At 44.9% G+C, this 14270-nt stretch carries 13 protein-coding genes and 1 other RNA gene; 3 read left to right on the forward strand and 11 right to left on the reverse strand.

What is annotated here, in order from left to right:
• Position 1: 1 nt before the first annotated feature.
• Both ffs and E2B99_RS02345 read right to left on the reverse strand, forming a co-directional pair.
• Positions 2–98, reverse strand: an RNA gene (ffs, locus tag E2B99_RS02340) — signal recognition particle sRNA small type.
• Positions 99–452: 354 nt separating this feature from the next.
• Entirely contained in the window at positions 453–944 is a 492-nt protein-coding gene (locus E2B99_RS02345) for a hypothetical protein (protein WP_134243387.1), read from the reverse strand.
• 488 nt (positions 945–1432) lie between these two features.
• Between E2B99_RS02345 and E2B99_RS02350 the strand changes: the two genes are divergently transcribed.
• The 3 genes from E2B99_RS02350 to E2B99_RS02360 all read left to right on the forward strand — a co-directional run bounded on the left by E2B99_RS02350 (position 1433) and on the right by E2B99_RS02360 (position 4530).
• Positions 1433–2491: an MBL fold metallo-hydrolase gene (locus tag E2B99_RS02350; RefSeq protein WP_134243388.1), complete on the forward strand. Its 1059-nt coding sequence runs from the start codon at positions 1433–1435 to the stop codon at positions 2489–2491.
• 191 nt (positions 2492–2682) lie between these two features.
• Positions 2683–3612 (forward strand): YbgF trimerization domain-containing protein, encoded by a 930-nt coding sequence (locus tag E2B99_RS02355; RefSeq protein WP_166738967.1) that lies wholly within the window; start codon positions 2683–2685, stop codon positions 3610–3612.
• Between the two features lie 216 nt (positions 3613–3828).
• Positions 3829–4530 (forward strand): SIMPL domain-containing protein, encoded by a 702-nt coding sequence (locus E2B99_RS02360; protein WP_430981436.1) that lies wholly within the window; start codon positions 3829–3831, stop codon positions 4528–4530.
• 96 nt (positions 4531–4626) lie between these two features.
• Here the strand turns inward: E2B99_RS02360 and lpxA are convergent, their stop codons facing one another.
• From lpxA to uppS, 9 genes are read right to left on the reverse strand one after another with little or no spacing between them, the layout of a single operon-like run.
• On the reverse strand, positions 4627–5415 hold the full coding sequence (gene lpxA, locus E2B99_RS02365; protein ID WP_134243414.1) for an acyl-ACP--UDP-N-acetylglucosamine O-acyltransferase: 789 nt from the start codon (positions 5413–5415) through the stop codon (positions 4627–4629).
• A 26-nt stretch (positions 5416–5441) separates the two neighbouring features.
• Positions 5442–5933, reverse strand: coding sequence for a 3-hydroxyacyl-ACP dehydratase FabZ (gene fabZ, locus E2B99_RS02370; protein ID WP_134243391.1), 492 nt, complete (start codon positions 5931–5933; stop codon positions 5442–5444).
• Positions 5926–7017, reverse strand: coding sequence for a UDP-3-O-(3-hydroxymyristoyl)glucosamine N-acyltransferase (lpxD, locus tag E2B99_RS02375; protein WP_134243392.1), 1092 nt, complete (start codon positions 7015–7017; stop codon positions 5926–5928). The genes fabZ and lpxD overlap by 8 nt, the downstream gene beginning before the upstream one ends.
• Positions 7018–7034: 17 nt before the next feature.
• The gene (locus E2B99_RS02380; RefSeq protein WP_134243393.1) at positions 7035–7538 is read right to left on the reverse strand and encodes an OmpH family outer membrane protein; all 504 of its coding nucleotides are present in this window, start codon (positions 7536–7538) and stop codon (positions 7035–7037) included.
• A 45-nt stretch (positions 7539–7583) separates the two neighbouring features.
• Positions 7584–10073 (reverse strand): outer membrane protein assembly factor BamA, encoded by a 2490-nt coding sequence (gene bamA, locus E2B99_RS02385; RefSeq protein WP_134243394.1) that lies wholly within the window; start codon positions 10071–10073, stop codon positions 7584–7586.
• 52 nt (positions 10074–10125) lie between these two features.
• On the reverse strand, positions 10126–11481 hold the full coding sequence (gene rseP, locus E2B99_RS02390) for an RIP metalloprotease RseP (RefSeq protein WP_134243395.1): 1356 nt from the start codon (positions 11479–11481) through the stop codon (positions 10126–10128).
• Positions 11478–12707, reverse strand: coding sequence for a 1-deoxy-D-xylulose-5-phosphate reductoisomerase (locus E2B99_RS02395; protein WP_134243396.1), 1230 nt, complete (start codon positions 12705–12707; stop codon positions 11478–11480). Before E2B99_RS02395 ends, rseP begins: the two co-directional genes overlap by 4 nt.
• Position 12708: 1 nt before the next feature.
• Positions 12709–13512: a phosphatidate cytidylyltransferase gene (locus tag E2B99_RS02400; RefSeq protein WP_134243397.1), complete on the reverse strand. Its 804-nt coding sequence runs from the start codon at positions 13510–13512 to the stop codon at positions 12709–12711.
• The gene (gene uppS, locus E2B99_RS02405) at positions 13505–14269 is read right to left on the reverse strand and encodes a polyprenyl diphosphate synthase (protein ID WP_134243415.1); all 765 of its coding nucleotides are present in this window, start codon (positions 14267–14269) and stop codon (positions 13505–13507) included. Before uppS ends, E2B99_RS02400 begins: the two co-directional genes overlap by 8 nt.
• Between the last annotated feature and the right edge of the window lies 1 nt (position 14270).

Here is a 14270-nt window from a genome sequence, read left to right on the forward strand (position 1 = left end):
ACCCCATCAGCTTACCTTCGGCACATCACTAACCTGCTACCGTTGCTACCTTCCGGTCCTGGCGGGGTTCACAAGCAGTCATTGCGAAGACACCAATGGGGTTACCATTGCAAGGGCAAGTATAGTGATTATTTAAGCTAATGCAAGACCGCAGCCGTTCAAAACTTGTGCATCTGATTAATTTTGCTTTGTTTTCCTTGGAATACAATAAATAATTCAAATGATTTATACATGATTAAATCAATCAGCAAGGTATTAATTTTAAAATCAGCTAATTATAGTGAGTCAATTATTTTATAATTTTCATCCCTTAGCTTTCTCATTATTGGGGTGGCTTTCTCAGCATTAAAATAATAAAACCCGGGCTTTAATGATGTATAAAGCCACATTTAAATAAAAGTGGCTTTATAGTTAAAAATGATCATGAATTAATACTTAAAAAGAATCAATACTTAGCCATCAGACTGGGTGCTAGGATCTTCCTGAATGGTGCTTTGTGGCTGATTTGGCTGAGTCTGATTGGATTGATAGGACTGATTTAACGGTTTTTTCTCGCTATTCTGGTCTTGCCAGTTCATTTGCCCGGTTTGGCTACCTTGCTGGTTCATCTGATTATTCTGGTCTTTTTGGTTTTGTTGATTCATTTGGCTGTTTTGACCAGTCTGGTTGTTCTGGTTCATTGAATTGTGTTGGTTATGCTGATTTATCTGGTCACTTTGCTGGTTTTGTTGATTTTGGCTCTGATTATTATTGGGTGTCTGCTGGTTATATTGACTTTGCTGATTCATATCAGACTGGTTTTGTTGAGCCTGATTATTCATGCCAGACTGATTATTCATACCGGCCTGGTTTTGCTGATTTTGCTGGGTTCCCTGACGCTCGCCATATCCTTGCGCGTTGTTGCCCATGTTGTTGGCCATACTATTATTAGACTGATTACTCATAGTGCACCTACCTTGACGATTAATGACTACCGGAAATTCGGCATATTCAACATAGCCGTAATACTCAAGTTACGATGTTTTAAAAGCATCAGGTTTAATAGCATTAATGCTGCTTTGGGTGAATATAAGTAAGCGAAGTAATTTTTTATAGAAAACGTAACTTTTTATTTATTAAAATTTTCTCATTAATTGAAGTAAAAACATCTAGTTATTTAAATTCTCATTTTTAGGACAGAAAATGGTCTTTATAATTAATTCAAAATTCAATTTCTCTTATTCTAAAATGGTTTAATACCTGTTATTCAGAACAATTTTAAGATTCAATGCGCACAAATACCTAATTTTTAATAAAATTCATGCTAACTGATTAATTTAAACTTATTTAGCTACTTATGACGTTTTTTCTAGGCTAACATTCAATTAGATTGCACAATTACCTAATGGCTATTTCATCAATCCCTATTGAGCCAGCCATACTGGAGAATTTTATGTCGCGCTTGCGTCGTTCCCATCCGATTCACCAGCTTACCACCCAGTTTAGTGGACAACATGCTTTGTTAGTGCCAGATTTTGAGTATGTACCTAGTGATCACAGCACAAACCAAGGCTTTTTTAATCCTGCGTCAGCGATTACGGCCAACGATGCGCATCGCAGTGTCGCGCTATATGAATGGTTGTTGTTCCGCAAACCTGCCCAGTGGCCAGCTCAGGAAACTGTAGCTTCCTGTCCGGATAAGCCGCAAGTACGCCCTAATGCAAATCTTAACGATTGGCAGGTGTGGTTTGTTGGTCATGCCACTGCACTGATGCAGATTGGACCCTACAACTTTTTAACTGATCCCGTATGGGCACAACATGTTAGCCCAGTTCCGCATCTGGGGCCAAAACGGGTACGCCCTGCTGGTATTGCACTAGATGAGCTGCCACCCATTGATGCAGTCCTGCTAAGTCACAATCATTATGATCATCTGGATTTGGCCAGCTTAAAATGGCTGCATCAGCGTGATCGTATGCCCATTTATACCGGCTTGGCCAATCGCTGTTATTTACCAGACGAGATGCAGGTCATTGAACTGGACTGGTGGCAACAGGCTGACTTTAATCCTGATGCCCGCATTAAAATCGTTTATACCCCGGCACAACACTTTTCAGGCCGTGGCCTAAAGGATCGTAACAAGGCATTATGGGGCGGCTTATCCATTTTAACGCCGGATGATCATTGTTTCTTTGCAGGCGATACCGGTTACTCGCCACATTTTCAGCAAATCCGGGAAAATCTGGGGGCGCCGCGTTTAAGTCTATTGCCAATTGGCGCGTATGAGCCTCGCAAGATCATGCAAACCATGCATATGAATCCGGCCGATGCAATTCAGGCACATCTTGATCTGCACAGCAAGCAGTCACTCTCCATTCATTACCGTACATTTCAGCTTACAGATGAAGCCATTAACCAGCCTTTACTAGAGCTAGCTTCAGCAATGACTAAAGCACAAGTCACGGATGGTTGTTTTTTCAATTTGCTGGAAGGTTATGGACGCAAGGTATAAGTTGTACAACGGTTATGTCACCTGAACCAACAAAAAAACCTTGATTTAAAGCTGGATTGGCTTCAATTCCATGATTGTCTTGGTGTATTTTTGTAATAACTGCTTTTAATGATGAGATGTTGCTTTTTATGGCCAGTTTTTCAATTTCAAAAAAATTTATGCAGGGTCTACTGCTAGCAGGAGCGCTGGGCATGACTGCGCTTCCGCAGGCACAGGCAGTTCCGATTGAGCAAGGCAGCCTGACTCAAGCCAATAACAGCGCAGTGTCATCAGCTGGCAGCGCAGCAACAGATGACCAAGGCTCTACCTTGTGGCAGCTTTATCAGCAGGTACAGCAGCTGCAACAGGAAGTTCGTGAATTGCGTGGCCAGCTCGAATCACAACAAGACACGCTGGATAGAACCCAAAAAGAGGTAAAAAACCGTTATACCGATCTAGATCAGCGACTTGAGCTATTAAAAGAGCAAACCCAGCCTGCTGATGAAAACAGCGACAATCCTGATGATGGTACAGGAAATGGGGATACTAACTCAGCCACACCAGAGGCCAATTCGCCTGTAAGCAATCCACCCGGCACCAATATGACGCCGCCTGATAATCCCAAGCCTGCAGCAAAAACCACATCTCCAGCACTGGATGCCAATCCACCTGTTTCCAGCACACCATCAGCACCTGCAAGCAGTAAACCATCTTCTGACAAGACACTGTATGTACAGCAGGACGGTTCAAATGACAAACAACCTGACAAACAAGCCTATATCAGCGCTTATGATGCATATAAGGCAGGTGGCGCGTCCAAAGCCATTAAGCCAATGCAGCAATTTATTGCCAGTTTTCCCAATAGTGTTTATGTCCCCAATGCCTATTACTGGCTTGGGGAGTTTTATTTAGCCAGCAATCCGGCTGATTTTGTTAAAGCTAAAAAAAGCTTTAATGAAGTCATCACCAAATATCCAAAAAGTGCCAAGGCTTCCACCGCCTTGTACCGGGTTGCTACCATCACACAGGAAATTGACAAACGCACCAGTGAAGCTACAGCTTTAATGAAAAAGCTGGTGCGTGATTATTCAGGTTCGCCCGAAGCCCAATACGCCCGCAGCTTTATTACTGCGCATCCATAATTTTTTGTTTTTTAGCCAATTTTCTACTTAAAACAATGAAGTATTCACATTAAACGAACTGAGTTTAATCAGCAGTCCAGCCATGATGCTTGTCATAAACCTTAAAGCAATGATTTTTCATAATCGACTTTCTGGTTATTTTTCTGGGCAACAATTAACTTTAAATTGGGTCATAAGGATTTATAACTGATGAAAAACATCAAATCACACAGCTTCATTCAACGTGCAATTTATAGTACGGTTCTTGCAGGTTCACTAGTGGGTTTAAGCGCGCCAGCAGCATTCGCGGATACTGACAAACCGCAGTACCGTCTGATTCAGCTCCAGGCCGATGCGACGCGTGAAGTCACCAATAACCAGATGGAAGCCGTGCTGTTTACCGAACTCAACAGCAATAGCCCAACCAGCCTGTCGCAGGATATTACCCGTACCCTGAATGAAGCCATGCGTCAGGCAGCCAAATATCCACAAGTTAAAGTGAGTACCGGGGCACAAAGCACCTACCCTATTTATGATGACAAGAACAAGCTCAAAGGCTGGCGTGCCCGTGCGCAAATTGAGCTTAAAAGCACTGACTTTAAAGCCACCAGTGATTTGATTGCAGCCTTGCAGGACAAGATGCAGGTTCAGTCCATTAATTTTAGTGTCTCTGATGATGAACGCAAGCGGGTTGAAAATGAATTAATGGTGGAAGCTTCTCAGGCATTCCAGCAACGTGCTCGCCTGTTACAGCAATCCTGGCAAGCCAGCGGTTATGAACTGGTAAGCCTTGATTTAAATGCCATGAACAATGAACGTCCACCTATCATGTATGCCATGAAAGCCAGAGATGCCGCAGCTTCCATGGAAAGCCAGAATGTGCAAGGCGGCAACAGTCAGCTTCGGGTTAATGCTTCAGGTAGTGTTCAATTGCGTTAATTATTTCTGAGCTTAACTCAAGGCTGCAAGCTTTAAGCATAAAAAAACCGCCCAGTTGTTTAATCAATATGGGCGGTTTTTAATCGATGCTAAAACTTAACGAACAATGCCGCGCTTCGATGATGTCAGTGAATCAATCAGCAATTGTACTTCTGGCGTTTGCGGTAACAGCTCATTAGTGAGTTTATCAATGGCCTGAACAGTCGTTAGGTTTTCACGATAAACCATTTTAAAGGCTTTACGCAGATTATTGATTTTATCAGCATCCCAGCCTTTGCGACGCATGCCTTCATAATTCATGCCATAGGCATGCGCTGGATTACCAGACACCATGGTATAAGCAGGAACATCTTTTAAAATCGTGCTACCGCCACCAATCATGCTATAGGAATCAATGCTGCAAAACTGGTGAACACCTGAATTTCCGCCAATAATAATATGATCACCTACACTCACATGCCCGGCAATACCGACATTATTGGCAAAAATATTATCATTGCCAATCATGCAATCATGCGCAATATGGGTATTTACCATCAGCAGGTTACGATGGCCAAGCCGGGTTAGGCTTTGATCCTGCACAGTACCACGATGCAGGGTGCAGGCTTCACGGATAATATTATCATCCCCAATTTCAAGCCAGGTTTCCTCACCCTTGAATTTCAAATCCTGGCAAATTTCACCAATGCTGGCAAACTGAAAAATCCGGTTGCGTTTGCCAATGCGGGTCAAACCTGCAATTACCACATGTGGGCCGATGTCACAATCCACATCAATGCTCACCTGCGGGCCAACAATACTATAGGCACCAATCGTGACACTGGCTGCAATCTCTGCGGTTGGATCAATAATTGCAGTAGGATGAATGTTTGGGTTGTAAGCCATACGGCTATTTTGTACGCTGTTATTGTTCATATTAATGTAATCTGTTGTTCCGAAACCAGAATTTCAGCACTGGCCACAAGTTTTCCTTCTACATGAGCCTGGCAACTGAACTTGAAAATCCCTCTTCGCTGCATTAACAGCTCAGCACTTAATATGAGTGTATCCCCAGGAATTACCTGACGCTTAAAACGTACCTTGTCTGCACCGGCAAACAAAAACATGTAGCCATCACGCGGGCGCTTGCCTGCACTCATAAAGCCTAGAATACCAGCAATTTGTGCCATTGACTCAACAATTAGCACACCAGGCATAATTGGCAAGCCTGGAAAATGTCCCTGAAAGAATTCTTCATTGATAGAAACATTTTTTAAGCCCTTGATAGACTGATTAGGTACAACATCAGTCACCCGGTCAACCAGCAAAAAGGGGTAACGCTGCGGCAGATAACTGCGGATAGCGTCAGCCTGCATGGGCAACTGGTAATCAAGGGATACAGCAGCGGAAATATCTTTAGTCATCTTGAGGTAATGATGATGGCGGGTAAGAAGTTGCCCGCGATTCTACCTGTTCAACCCGCGCTTGCAAATGCTCAATTTGTTTAATTAGCTGGGTTAATGGCACATCAGCAAGCTGCCGCAAACGTACCACCATTTTCTTCCATTGCGAATTTTCAGCAAATGATGTGCCGGAAGAATAAGTACCTGGTTGATTAATAGATTTGGTAATCATAGCCATGCCCGTCAGGTTAACATGATCACAGATGGACAAATGCCCGGCAATACCGGAAGCACCGCCAATAATACAATGCTTGCCAATGCTGGCACTACCTGCAATCCCGACATTCGCTGCGATGGCAGTGTAATCACCAATCTGTACATTGTGGGCAATCTGCACCAAATTATCGATAATGACGCCATTACCAATCGTGGTATCATCCAGCGCGCCACGATCAATCGTACAGTTAGCGCCAATCCGTACATCATCGCCAATAATGACACGTCCCAGCTGGGCAATGCGATACCATTGACCTTCATGCGGGGCAAAGCCAAAACCATCGGCGCCAATTACTGTACCTGCATGAACCCGGACTCGTTCGCCAAGCTGGCAATGATGCTGAACCGTGACATGCTTATCCAGCCATGACCCCTTGCCAATGGCGCTTCCTTTGGCAATACAAACATGGCTTTCCAGAATGACATTGGCAGCAATATTGACCTCATCTTCAATGACCACATAAGGGCCAATGGAAGCCGTTGCATCAATAATGGCTGAAGGAGCAATCACTGCCGTTGGATGAATAAAGGCAGCAGGCTTGGGGGTTTGGTCAAATAAATGGCTCAGGCCCGCAAAGGCAGCATAGGGATTGGGTACAATCAGGGCATTGCCCTTATACTCTCCCATATCTTCCTTTCGAATAAGGACAGCACCAGCTTGTGTGTCAGCTAGCTGGGATTTATAGCGACTATTGGATAAGAAAGCCAGATGCCAGGGCTTGGCATGCTGTAATGAAGCCAGACCCTGAATGGCAATATCCGGGTTACCGATCAGCTCAGCATTAAGCCGCGCCGCCAGTTGACCCAGTGTCAATGCGGAAGTAACCATACCAAATAATCTGGCAATTACTGGGTAGCATCCAGACGTTCAGTAATTTTGCTGGTAATGTCCACAGTTGGGCTGCTCCAGATGACATTTTTCTTTTCAATGATAATGTCATAATTGCCTTCCTTGCGAATATCTTCAATGATTTTCTCAAGTTTTGGCAGCAGCGTTTTGTACATGGTGGCTTGCGTTTCATCAACACGCTTTTGCAAACCTTCAGCCGTACTGTTGTATTCGTTGATCTTGCTTTGAGCCTGCGTTTGCAATGCTCTCACCTGATCTTCCTTCAGTACTTTGGCATCAGTCTTGAAGCGATTTTCAATACCAGCCAGTTCTTTTTGCAGGGCTTCAATCCGGTCACGCTGCGGCTTTAGGCTACTGTTTAGGTTAGCCACGGTTTGCTTGGCGTATTTTGAATTAAAAATTGCTACCTGAGAATCGGCAACTGCAACATTATTGGCATAAGCAGCACTGGTTGATAAAGCAGCAATGGTCAGTGCGGCTGTGGCAAATAAATGACGCATATTAAACTCCTTGTGACTCTTAAATGTTTTTAAGCATCCATTTGCTTAAAAGGTACGTCCAATTTCAAACTGAACACGTTTTGTTTCATCACCATCTTTCTGATTAAGCGGATATGCATAGCTCAGCGATAATGGACCAATCACCGTAATCCAGGTAAACCCGACACCAGCACTGTACCGAATGTTATCTGCACTGATTTCAAAATCTGAAGCATCGGTATTGTAGACCTGACCACCTTCGACAAACAGGACAGGACGGATCTGGCGTGACCAGTCACCCTTGAATGGTACAGGCAATACCAGCTCTACCCCACCCTGAATCAGGGCATTACCACCAATTGCTTCTGGATCTGTATCGGTAGTACCAGTTTCCTGATAAATCACTGCGGGACTGCGCGGGCCCAGCGTACTTACCTTATAACCGCGGACTGAGCCATAACCACCAGCAAAATAGTTTTTATAAAACGGCAAGTCATTACCATAGCCCAGTTTGCTATAAGTGCGCAGAACAAATTTGTCACCCAGTGGAAATAGCGCCTGACCATCATACGTCAGTTTTTGATATTCCACATCACTACCGGGCAAGGCAATATCCAGCGACAAACGATGGTACATCCCTTTGGTTGGGAATACCGGACGGTTTAGGGTGTTATAGGCCCAAGCCAGATTTAAATTATACGTTAAATAATCACCTTCAAAGCTGCTGTCATAGAGCTTTGTGGTTTGTTGTTCGGTTTCATAGACAATACTACCATCGGTACCACGGACAACGTTCCCATCTTTATCTAATTGTGGAATTTTATTGCCATTGGCATCTGTTTTGTCCACCGTTGTGGTTTTATAAACACTACCTGTAGGCTTACCACCATTAGCCAATAAATAATCACGTATCGCTGTTGATACAAACTGGCCCGTAGAAATCTGGGTTTCATCCACATTGAATGATGCACTGACATTCTGGTTTTCATCCAGCGGATAACCAAACGTTAAGCTACCACCTACAGAATCTGTAACATAAGTACTAACGTTCAGTTTATCCAGCTTGGTTTTGCGGAAATAGGCGTTATAACCCCGGCTGACCCCATCAATCGTGAAATAAGGATCCAGAACATTCAGGTTATAATAATCCAGTGTTTCTGAGCGTGACAGATCAATTGCCACCTGATTACCAGTTCCCAGAAAGTTAGTCTGGCTAAGACCCAGCTGGAAAGTGACACCGCCACCTTGCGAATAGCCTACCGCTACAGTACTGGTACCAGAGTTTTGCTCTTCAACCTTAACATTGAGATCAATCTGATCGGCTGTATTAGGAACACGCACAGGTTCAATTGCTACAGTCTTGAAATAGCCTGTGCGTTCCAAGCGCACTTTGGACAGATCAATTTTTTCATTGGTAGCCAGTGCACCTTCCATTTGACGCATCTCACGGCGTAGCACTTCATCGGCTGTCTTGGTATTGCCATTAAAGTTAATACGACGCACCGTGACCTGCTTGCCCGGATTAATATAATAATTTAGGTTAACGGTCTTATTTGCTTCATCAATGTCAGGTACAGCATTGATCTCGGCAAAATAATAGCCGGCATTACCATATTTGCGGGTTAGTAACTCCTTAACCGCATTAACTTGCGCCTGCGAGTAAGTTGCACCTTCCTTGAAAATTGCCAGTGGACGTAATTCATCTTGCGAAAATAGCGTATCGCCTAAAAACTTGGTTTGACCAAATTTATACTGCTCACCTTCACTAATGCTCACTTCAATAAAAATGCGCTTTTTATCTTCACTAATGTTTAACTGGGCATTATTCACATTAAAATTAACATAGCCCTTGTTTAAATAAAGCGCACGCAGACTTTCCAGACTGGCTGTCATGCGCTCGCGGGCATAGCGGTCATTCCGGGTCAATACGGATGACCATGAGCTTTCTTTAACTGCAAAGGCTTGCAGGATGTCACTGTCCTTAAATACGGTATTGCCAATGACATTAATATCAAAAACCTTGGCTGCCGTACCCTCAATGAACTTGAAGTTTAAATCAACCCTGTTGTTGGCCCGTGGGGTAGTTTCCACAGTGACGTCAGCATCATAACGACCCTGCTGGGCATATTGCTGCTCAAGCTCATTTTCAATATTTTGCAAGGTCGCACGCTTGAGCACCTGACCTTCACCCAGATTCAGGCTTTTTAAACCCTGTTTCAGGGTATCGGTTGGAATCAGTTTATTGCCAGTGAAGGTCACTGATGAAATTACAGGACGCTCAATAACCTTGAACACCAGTGTATTACCGTCACGTACACTTTGAATGTCATCAAAGTTGCCAGTGGCATATAAGGCACGAATACTATCTGCCACTTTTGCATCAGTAATCTGATCACCGCTGCTGACCGGCAATACCCCGTAAACGCTGGCTGGTGCAAGCCGTACCAGTCCTTCAATCCGGACGTCCTGTGCTACAAAATCTTCAGCATTGGCCTGCTGTACCAAAGCCATTGCGCTAACCAGTGTCAGAGGCAGTGTAAAATATGAGTGCCGCATGCCTAAGGATTCCAAAAGTAAAAATTAATTAAAAATCATTGTTACACAGCTGTTAGATCAGGCGTGCAAAATCATTAAATAGTGCAAGGATCATCAATGCCCCAAGTAATACTATACCAATGCGCAAGCCAATCATTTGAATTTGCTCGGACACTGGTTTACCGCGCAGTGCTTCAATAAAATAATAGACTATGTGTCCACCATCAAGTACCGGGATAGGTAATAAGTTTAAAATTCCCAGACTAACACTCATTAAGGCCATAAGCCTGATAAATGGCTGCCAGCCCATTTCGGCACTTTGGCCAGCCATATTGGCAATAGTCACTGGACCAGACAAGTTTTCCAGGCCAATTTTTCCGGTAAACATTTTACCCATGGCCTGAACTGTAATTACCGACAATTGCCATGTTTGGTTAGCGGCCATGCCCAGCGCGGTGAGCGGACTGTACTGAACTGTTTGGGTATATTCTGTTGGAATTTTATAATTTTCAACTTTAGCGCTTGCACCCAGAAATCCATATTCAGTGCCTACCGCATCCTTTTTACCCTTGGGCATTACTTTTAACTGCAAAGGTTTGCCATCACGTACGATGTCAAATACCAACACCTGCTCAGGATGGCTGCGTACAATCTGGGTCACCTGAAACCATTGATTGATTGGTCGCTGATTAATCTGTACAATCTGATCGCCAGCTTTCAGCCCCTGATTTGCAGCGGCTTCATGAGGAGTTACCTCACCAATAACAGGCTTAATATCAGGCTGATAAGGTAAAAAACCCAATTGTTCAAGTGGGTTTTGCCCACTGGTGCGCATGAAATTCTGGATTGGCAGGTTGTAGGTTTGAAGTTGCTGATGACGTTCGGCAGTGATCTGAATGCTGCCAGTTTCACCCATGCGCTCTACCAGCGCATAGTTCAGGTTTTCCCAGGTTAAGGTCTGGGTGCCATCCACTGCGGTAATTTTATCACCGACCTGTAGCCCTGCCTGAGCCGCAGGAGAATGGGGCTGGATTTGACCAATACGGGTATTTAATTGCTCACTGGCAGGCAGAAACAAGATCCAGTACAGCACAATTGCAAATAGCAGGTTAATCAGCGGACCAGCTGCCACAATGGCAATACGGCTCCAGGCTGACTGGCGGTTAAAGGCATAGGGAATATCTTCAGCGGCAACTTCACCTTCACGCTCATCTGCCATGCGTACATAGCCACCCAGCGGAATGGCAGCAAGCTGATAGCATACTCCGTCTTTGCCGTGCCATTTCAATAATGTGGGGCCAAATCCAATGGAATAGACCAGTACCTTGACTCCCATTCGTCTGGCAACCCAGAAATGGCCGAACTCATGAATTGCAATCAAAGGCCCTAGTAAAACAATTGCTGCAAGAATAATAAATACGATATTCATGTAGTCCTGTTGGCATTCGCCATTATCCATTGCCCTGCAAGCTCGCGCGCTTCAAGGTCTTGCACAAGGATTGTGTCAAGGTCGTGTGCAGGAAGCACATTGATTTGTGTTATTACTGCGTGTATGAGTTGTGTAATCTGTGTAAACGCAATTTTATTAGCCAGAAATGCTGCAACAGCAACTTCATTGGCTGCATTCAATACAGCAGGCGCACAACCGCCGGTTTTCATGGCGGATTTTGCCAATGCCAAAGCGGGAAACCTGACTTCATCCGGTTGCTCAAAGTTCAGGCAATTGGCAGAAAATAAATCCAATGGCGGAACGGTGGTTGCAATCCGCTGTGGCCATGCAAGCGCATGTGCAATTGGCGTACACATATCAGGATTACCGAGCTGCGCTAGGGTAGAACCATCAATGTACTGCACCAATGAATGAACAATGCTTTCCGGGTGAATGACCACTGTCACGCGTTCAACGGGTAACTCAAACAAATGACAGGCTTCAATCAGTTCGAGCCCTTTATTCATCAGGGTTGCTGAGTCAACAGAAATTTTCTGGCCCATTGACCAGTTAGGATGTTTGCAGGCTTGTGCTGGCGTAGCCTGCTGCATTTGTTGCAGTGTCCATGTCCTGAATGGGCCACCGGATGCCGTCAGCAAAATCTGTGAAACACCAGCCCGATTGCCGTGATTTGCAAAGCGTGCTGTACTGCTGAAATAATCTGTAGGCAGGCATTGAAAAATGGCATTATGCTCAGAATCTACTGGCAGCAAGGTGGCTTGAGCCTGCTTGACGCGCTGCATAAACAGCTCACCTGCCATGACCAATGCTTCCTTATTAGCAAGTAACACGCGTTTCCCTGCATCAATGGCGGCCAGTGTCGGTTTTAATCCGGCGCTGCCAACAATTGCTGCCATCACAACGTCCACTGCTGCTGCACTAGCAACCTGACATAACCCGGCTTCACCCTCAACAATTTCAATAGCATGTATTTTCTTGTCATTACAATGCAATGCAAGTAATGATCTAAAAGCATCTATTTTGCCGTCTGGAACAACCACAACTTTTGGAGAATACTGTTCAACCAATTGTGCCAGTTCATCTAGACGCTGAAAGCCTGTCAAGGCATAAACCTGATACTGATCAGGATGCTGAGCCAGCACCTTTAGGGTACTTTTTCCAATGGAACCAGTAGCGCCAAGAATCGTTACCTGTTGCACTGGCATCTTAAAAACCACCTAAAAATTGCTGCTGTAACCATAACCCTAGTGCAAACACCGGGGTTGCGGCCATTAAGGAATCTATACGATCCAGTACGCCACCGTGGCCGGGCAAAATTTTTCCTGAATCCTTAATCCCAGCCTTGCGCTTGACCATGGATTCAAATAGATCGCCCTGTACAGAAGCAAGTACAGTGACAATAGACAGCGCAATAAACACAACCAGTGCAGTGGCATCAAGCTTGAGTTGACCAAAGCCTACCGCCAGTATCACTACCAGTGTTAATGCTAATCCGCCAATCAATCCCTCTACTGATTTATTGGGACTGACATTGGGCGCCAGTTTGCGCTTGCCAAATGCACGTCCAGCAAAATAGGCGCCGCTATCAGCACACCATACCAGTGCAAACACATACATGAGCCACCACGGCGACTGTTGCCATAAGGCAAAAATAGCTATTACCGTTGCAACTAAGAGTATTGCACCGAGGACATTCAGACTTTTATTGTACCAGCCTGTTTTTTCAGGATATTGCTTGACCCACGACAGACTTATGAGCCAGATCAGTAAGGCAATTGCCCAGAGATAAGGCCAGCTTTGTGGTAAAAATAAAGTACCCGCAGAAATTCCAGTAACAATAGCTGCATATAGAATGTATTGTTGATTGGGAATTAAACGTGCCCACTCATAACCGGCAATTGCCACCATGAGTAACATCAAGCCCATCATGGGCAGTACACTTGTGCTGGCAAACATACACAGCAGGACAATAGCAACTAAAATCAGTGCTGTGCGAATGCGCTCAATCATTATCAAAGCTCGTTGCTGTTGCAGGATGGTTATTATCGAGTTGCTGCTTAACCTGCTCGCTCGTACGACCAAAACGGCGTTCACGCTGGGCAAAAACCTTAAGCGCCTTATTAAATTCTTCTACTGAAAAATCAGGCCATAAGGTTTCAGTAAAATATAGCTCTGCATAGGCAGCTTGCCAAAGCAGAAAATTGGACAACCGATAGTCGCCACCAGTACGGATCATCAAATCGACTGCTGGCAGGTCGGATAGCGAAATATACTGTTGCAGCGCCTGTTCGTTAATCTGACCGACATTTAACAGCCCACGCTCTACCTGAAGCGCCAGTTGCTGGGCAGCCTGAGCAATGTCCCACATGCCGCCATAGCTTACGGCAATCACCAGCGTCATTGAACAATGATGCGCTGTGGCACTTTCAGCTTCCAGCATGAGCTGCTGTAGTTCATCAGATAGCTGGGCACGATTGCCAATAAAGCGCAAGGCAATATCGTGTTTGATCATGCGGGGAACCTGCTCGCGGATAGTCTGGGCAAACAGTTCCATCAGCAGGGCAACTTCCTTGTGGGGGCGCTGCCAGTTTTCACTGGAAAAGGCAAATACAGTGAGTACCTCAACATCCAGACGACGAGCCTGCTCGACCACAGGATCAAGCTGTACCTTGCCCGCTCGATGTCCCCCACCTTCTGGCAAGGCTTCACGCTTTCCATAACGGTTGTTGCCATCCATAATAATCGCCACATGACGTGGCAAGTTCATG

It is taken from the genome of Alkanindiges illinoisensis, assembly GCF_004377485.1.
Taxonomy (GTDB): Bacteria; Pseudomonadota; Gammaproteobacteria; order Pseudomonadales; family Moraxellaceae; genus Alkanindiges; species Alkanindiges illinoisensis_A.

Bases quoted from the DNA above. Each gene is read 5' to 3' on its own strand.
- E2B99_RS02345 (WP_134243387.1), bottom strand. From the start codon at position 944: ATGAGTAATCAGTCTAATAATAGTATGGCCAACAACATGGGCAACAAC.
- E2B99_RS02350 (WP_134243388.1), top strand. From the start codon at position 1,433: ATGTCGCGCTTGCGTCGTTCCCATCCGATTCACCAGCTTACCACCCAG.
- E2B99_RS02355 (WP_166738967.1), top strand. From the start codon at position 2,683: ATGACTGCGCTTCCGCAGGCACAGGCAGTTCCGATTGAGCAAGGCAGC.
- lpxA (WP_134243414.1), bottom strand. From the start codon at position 5,415: ATGGCTTACAACCCAAACATTCATCCTACTGCAATTATTGATCCAACC.
- fabZ (WP_134243391.1), bottom strand. From the start codon at position 5,933: ATGACTAAAGATATTTCCGCTGCTGTATCCCTTGATTACCAGTTGCCC.
- lpxD (WP_134243392.1), bottom strand. From the start codon at position 7,017: ATGGTTACTTCCGCATTGACACTGGGTCAACTGGCGGCGCGGCTTAAT.
- E2B99_RS02380 (WP_134243393.1), bottom strand. From the start codon at position 7,538: ATGCGTCATTTATTTGCCACAGCCGCACTGACCATTGCTGCTTTATCA.
- bamA (WP_134243394.1), bottom strand. From the start codon at position 10,073: ATGCGGCACTCATATTTTACACTGCCTCTGACACTGGTTAGCGCAATG.
- rseP (WP_134243395.1), bottom strand. From the start codon at position 11,481: ATGAATATCGTATTTATTATTCTTGCAGCAATTGTTTTACTAGGGCCT.
- E2B99_RS02395 (WP_134243396.1), bottom strand. From the start codon at position 12,707: ATGCCAGTGCAACAGGTAACGATTCTTGGCGCTACTGGTTCCATTGGA.
- E2B99_RS02400 (WP_134243397.1), bottom strand. From the start codon at position 13,512: ATGATTGAGCGCATTCGCACAGCACTGATTTTAGTTGCTATTGTCCTG.
- uppS (WP_134243415.1), bottom strand. From the start codon at position 14,269: ATGAACTTGCCACGTCATGTGGCGATTATTATGGATGGCAACAACCGT.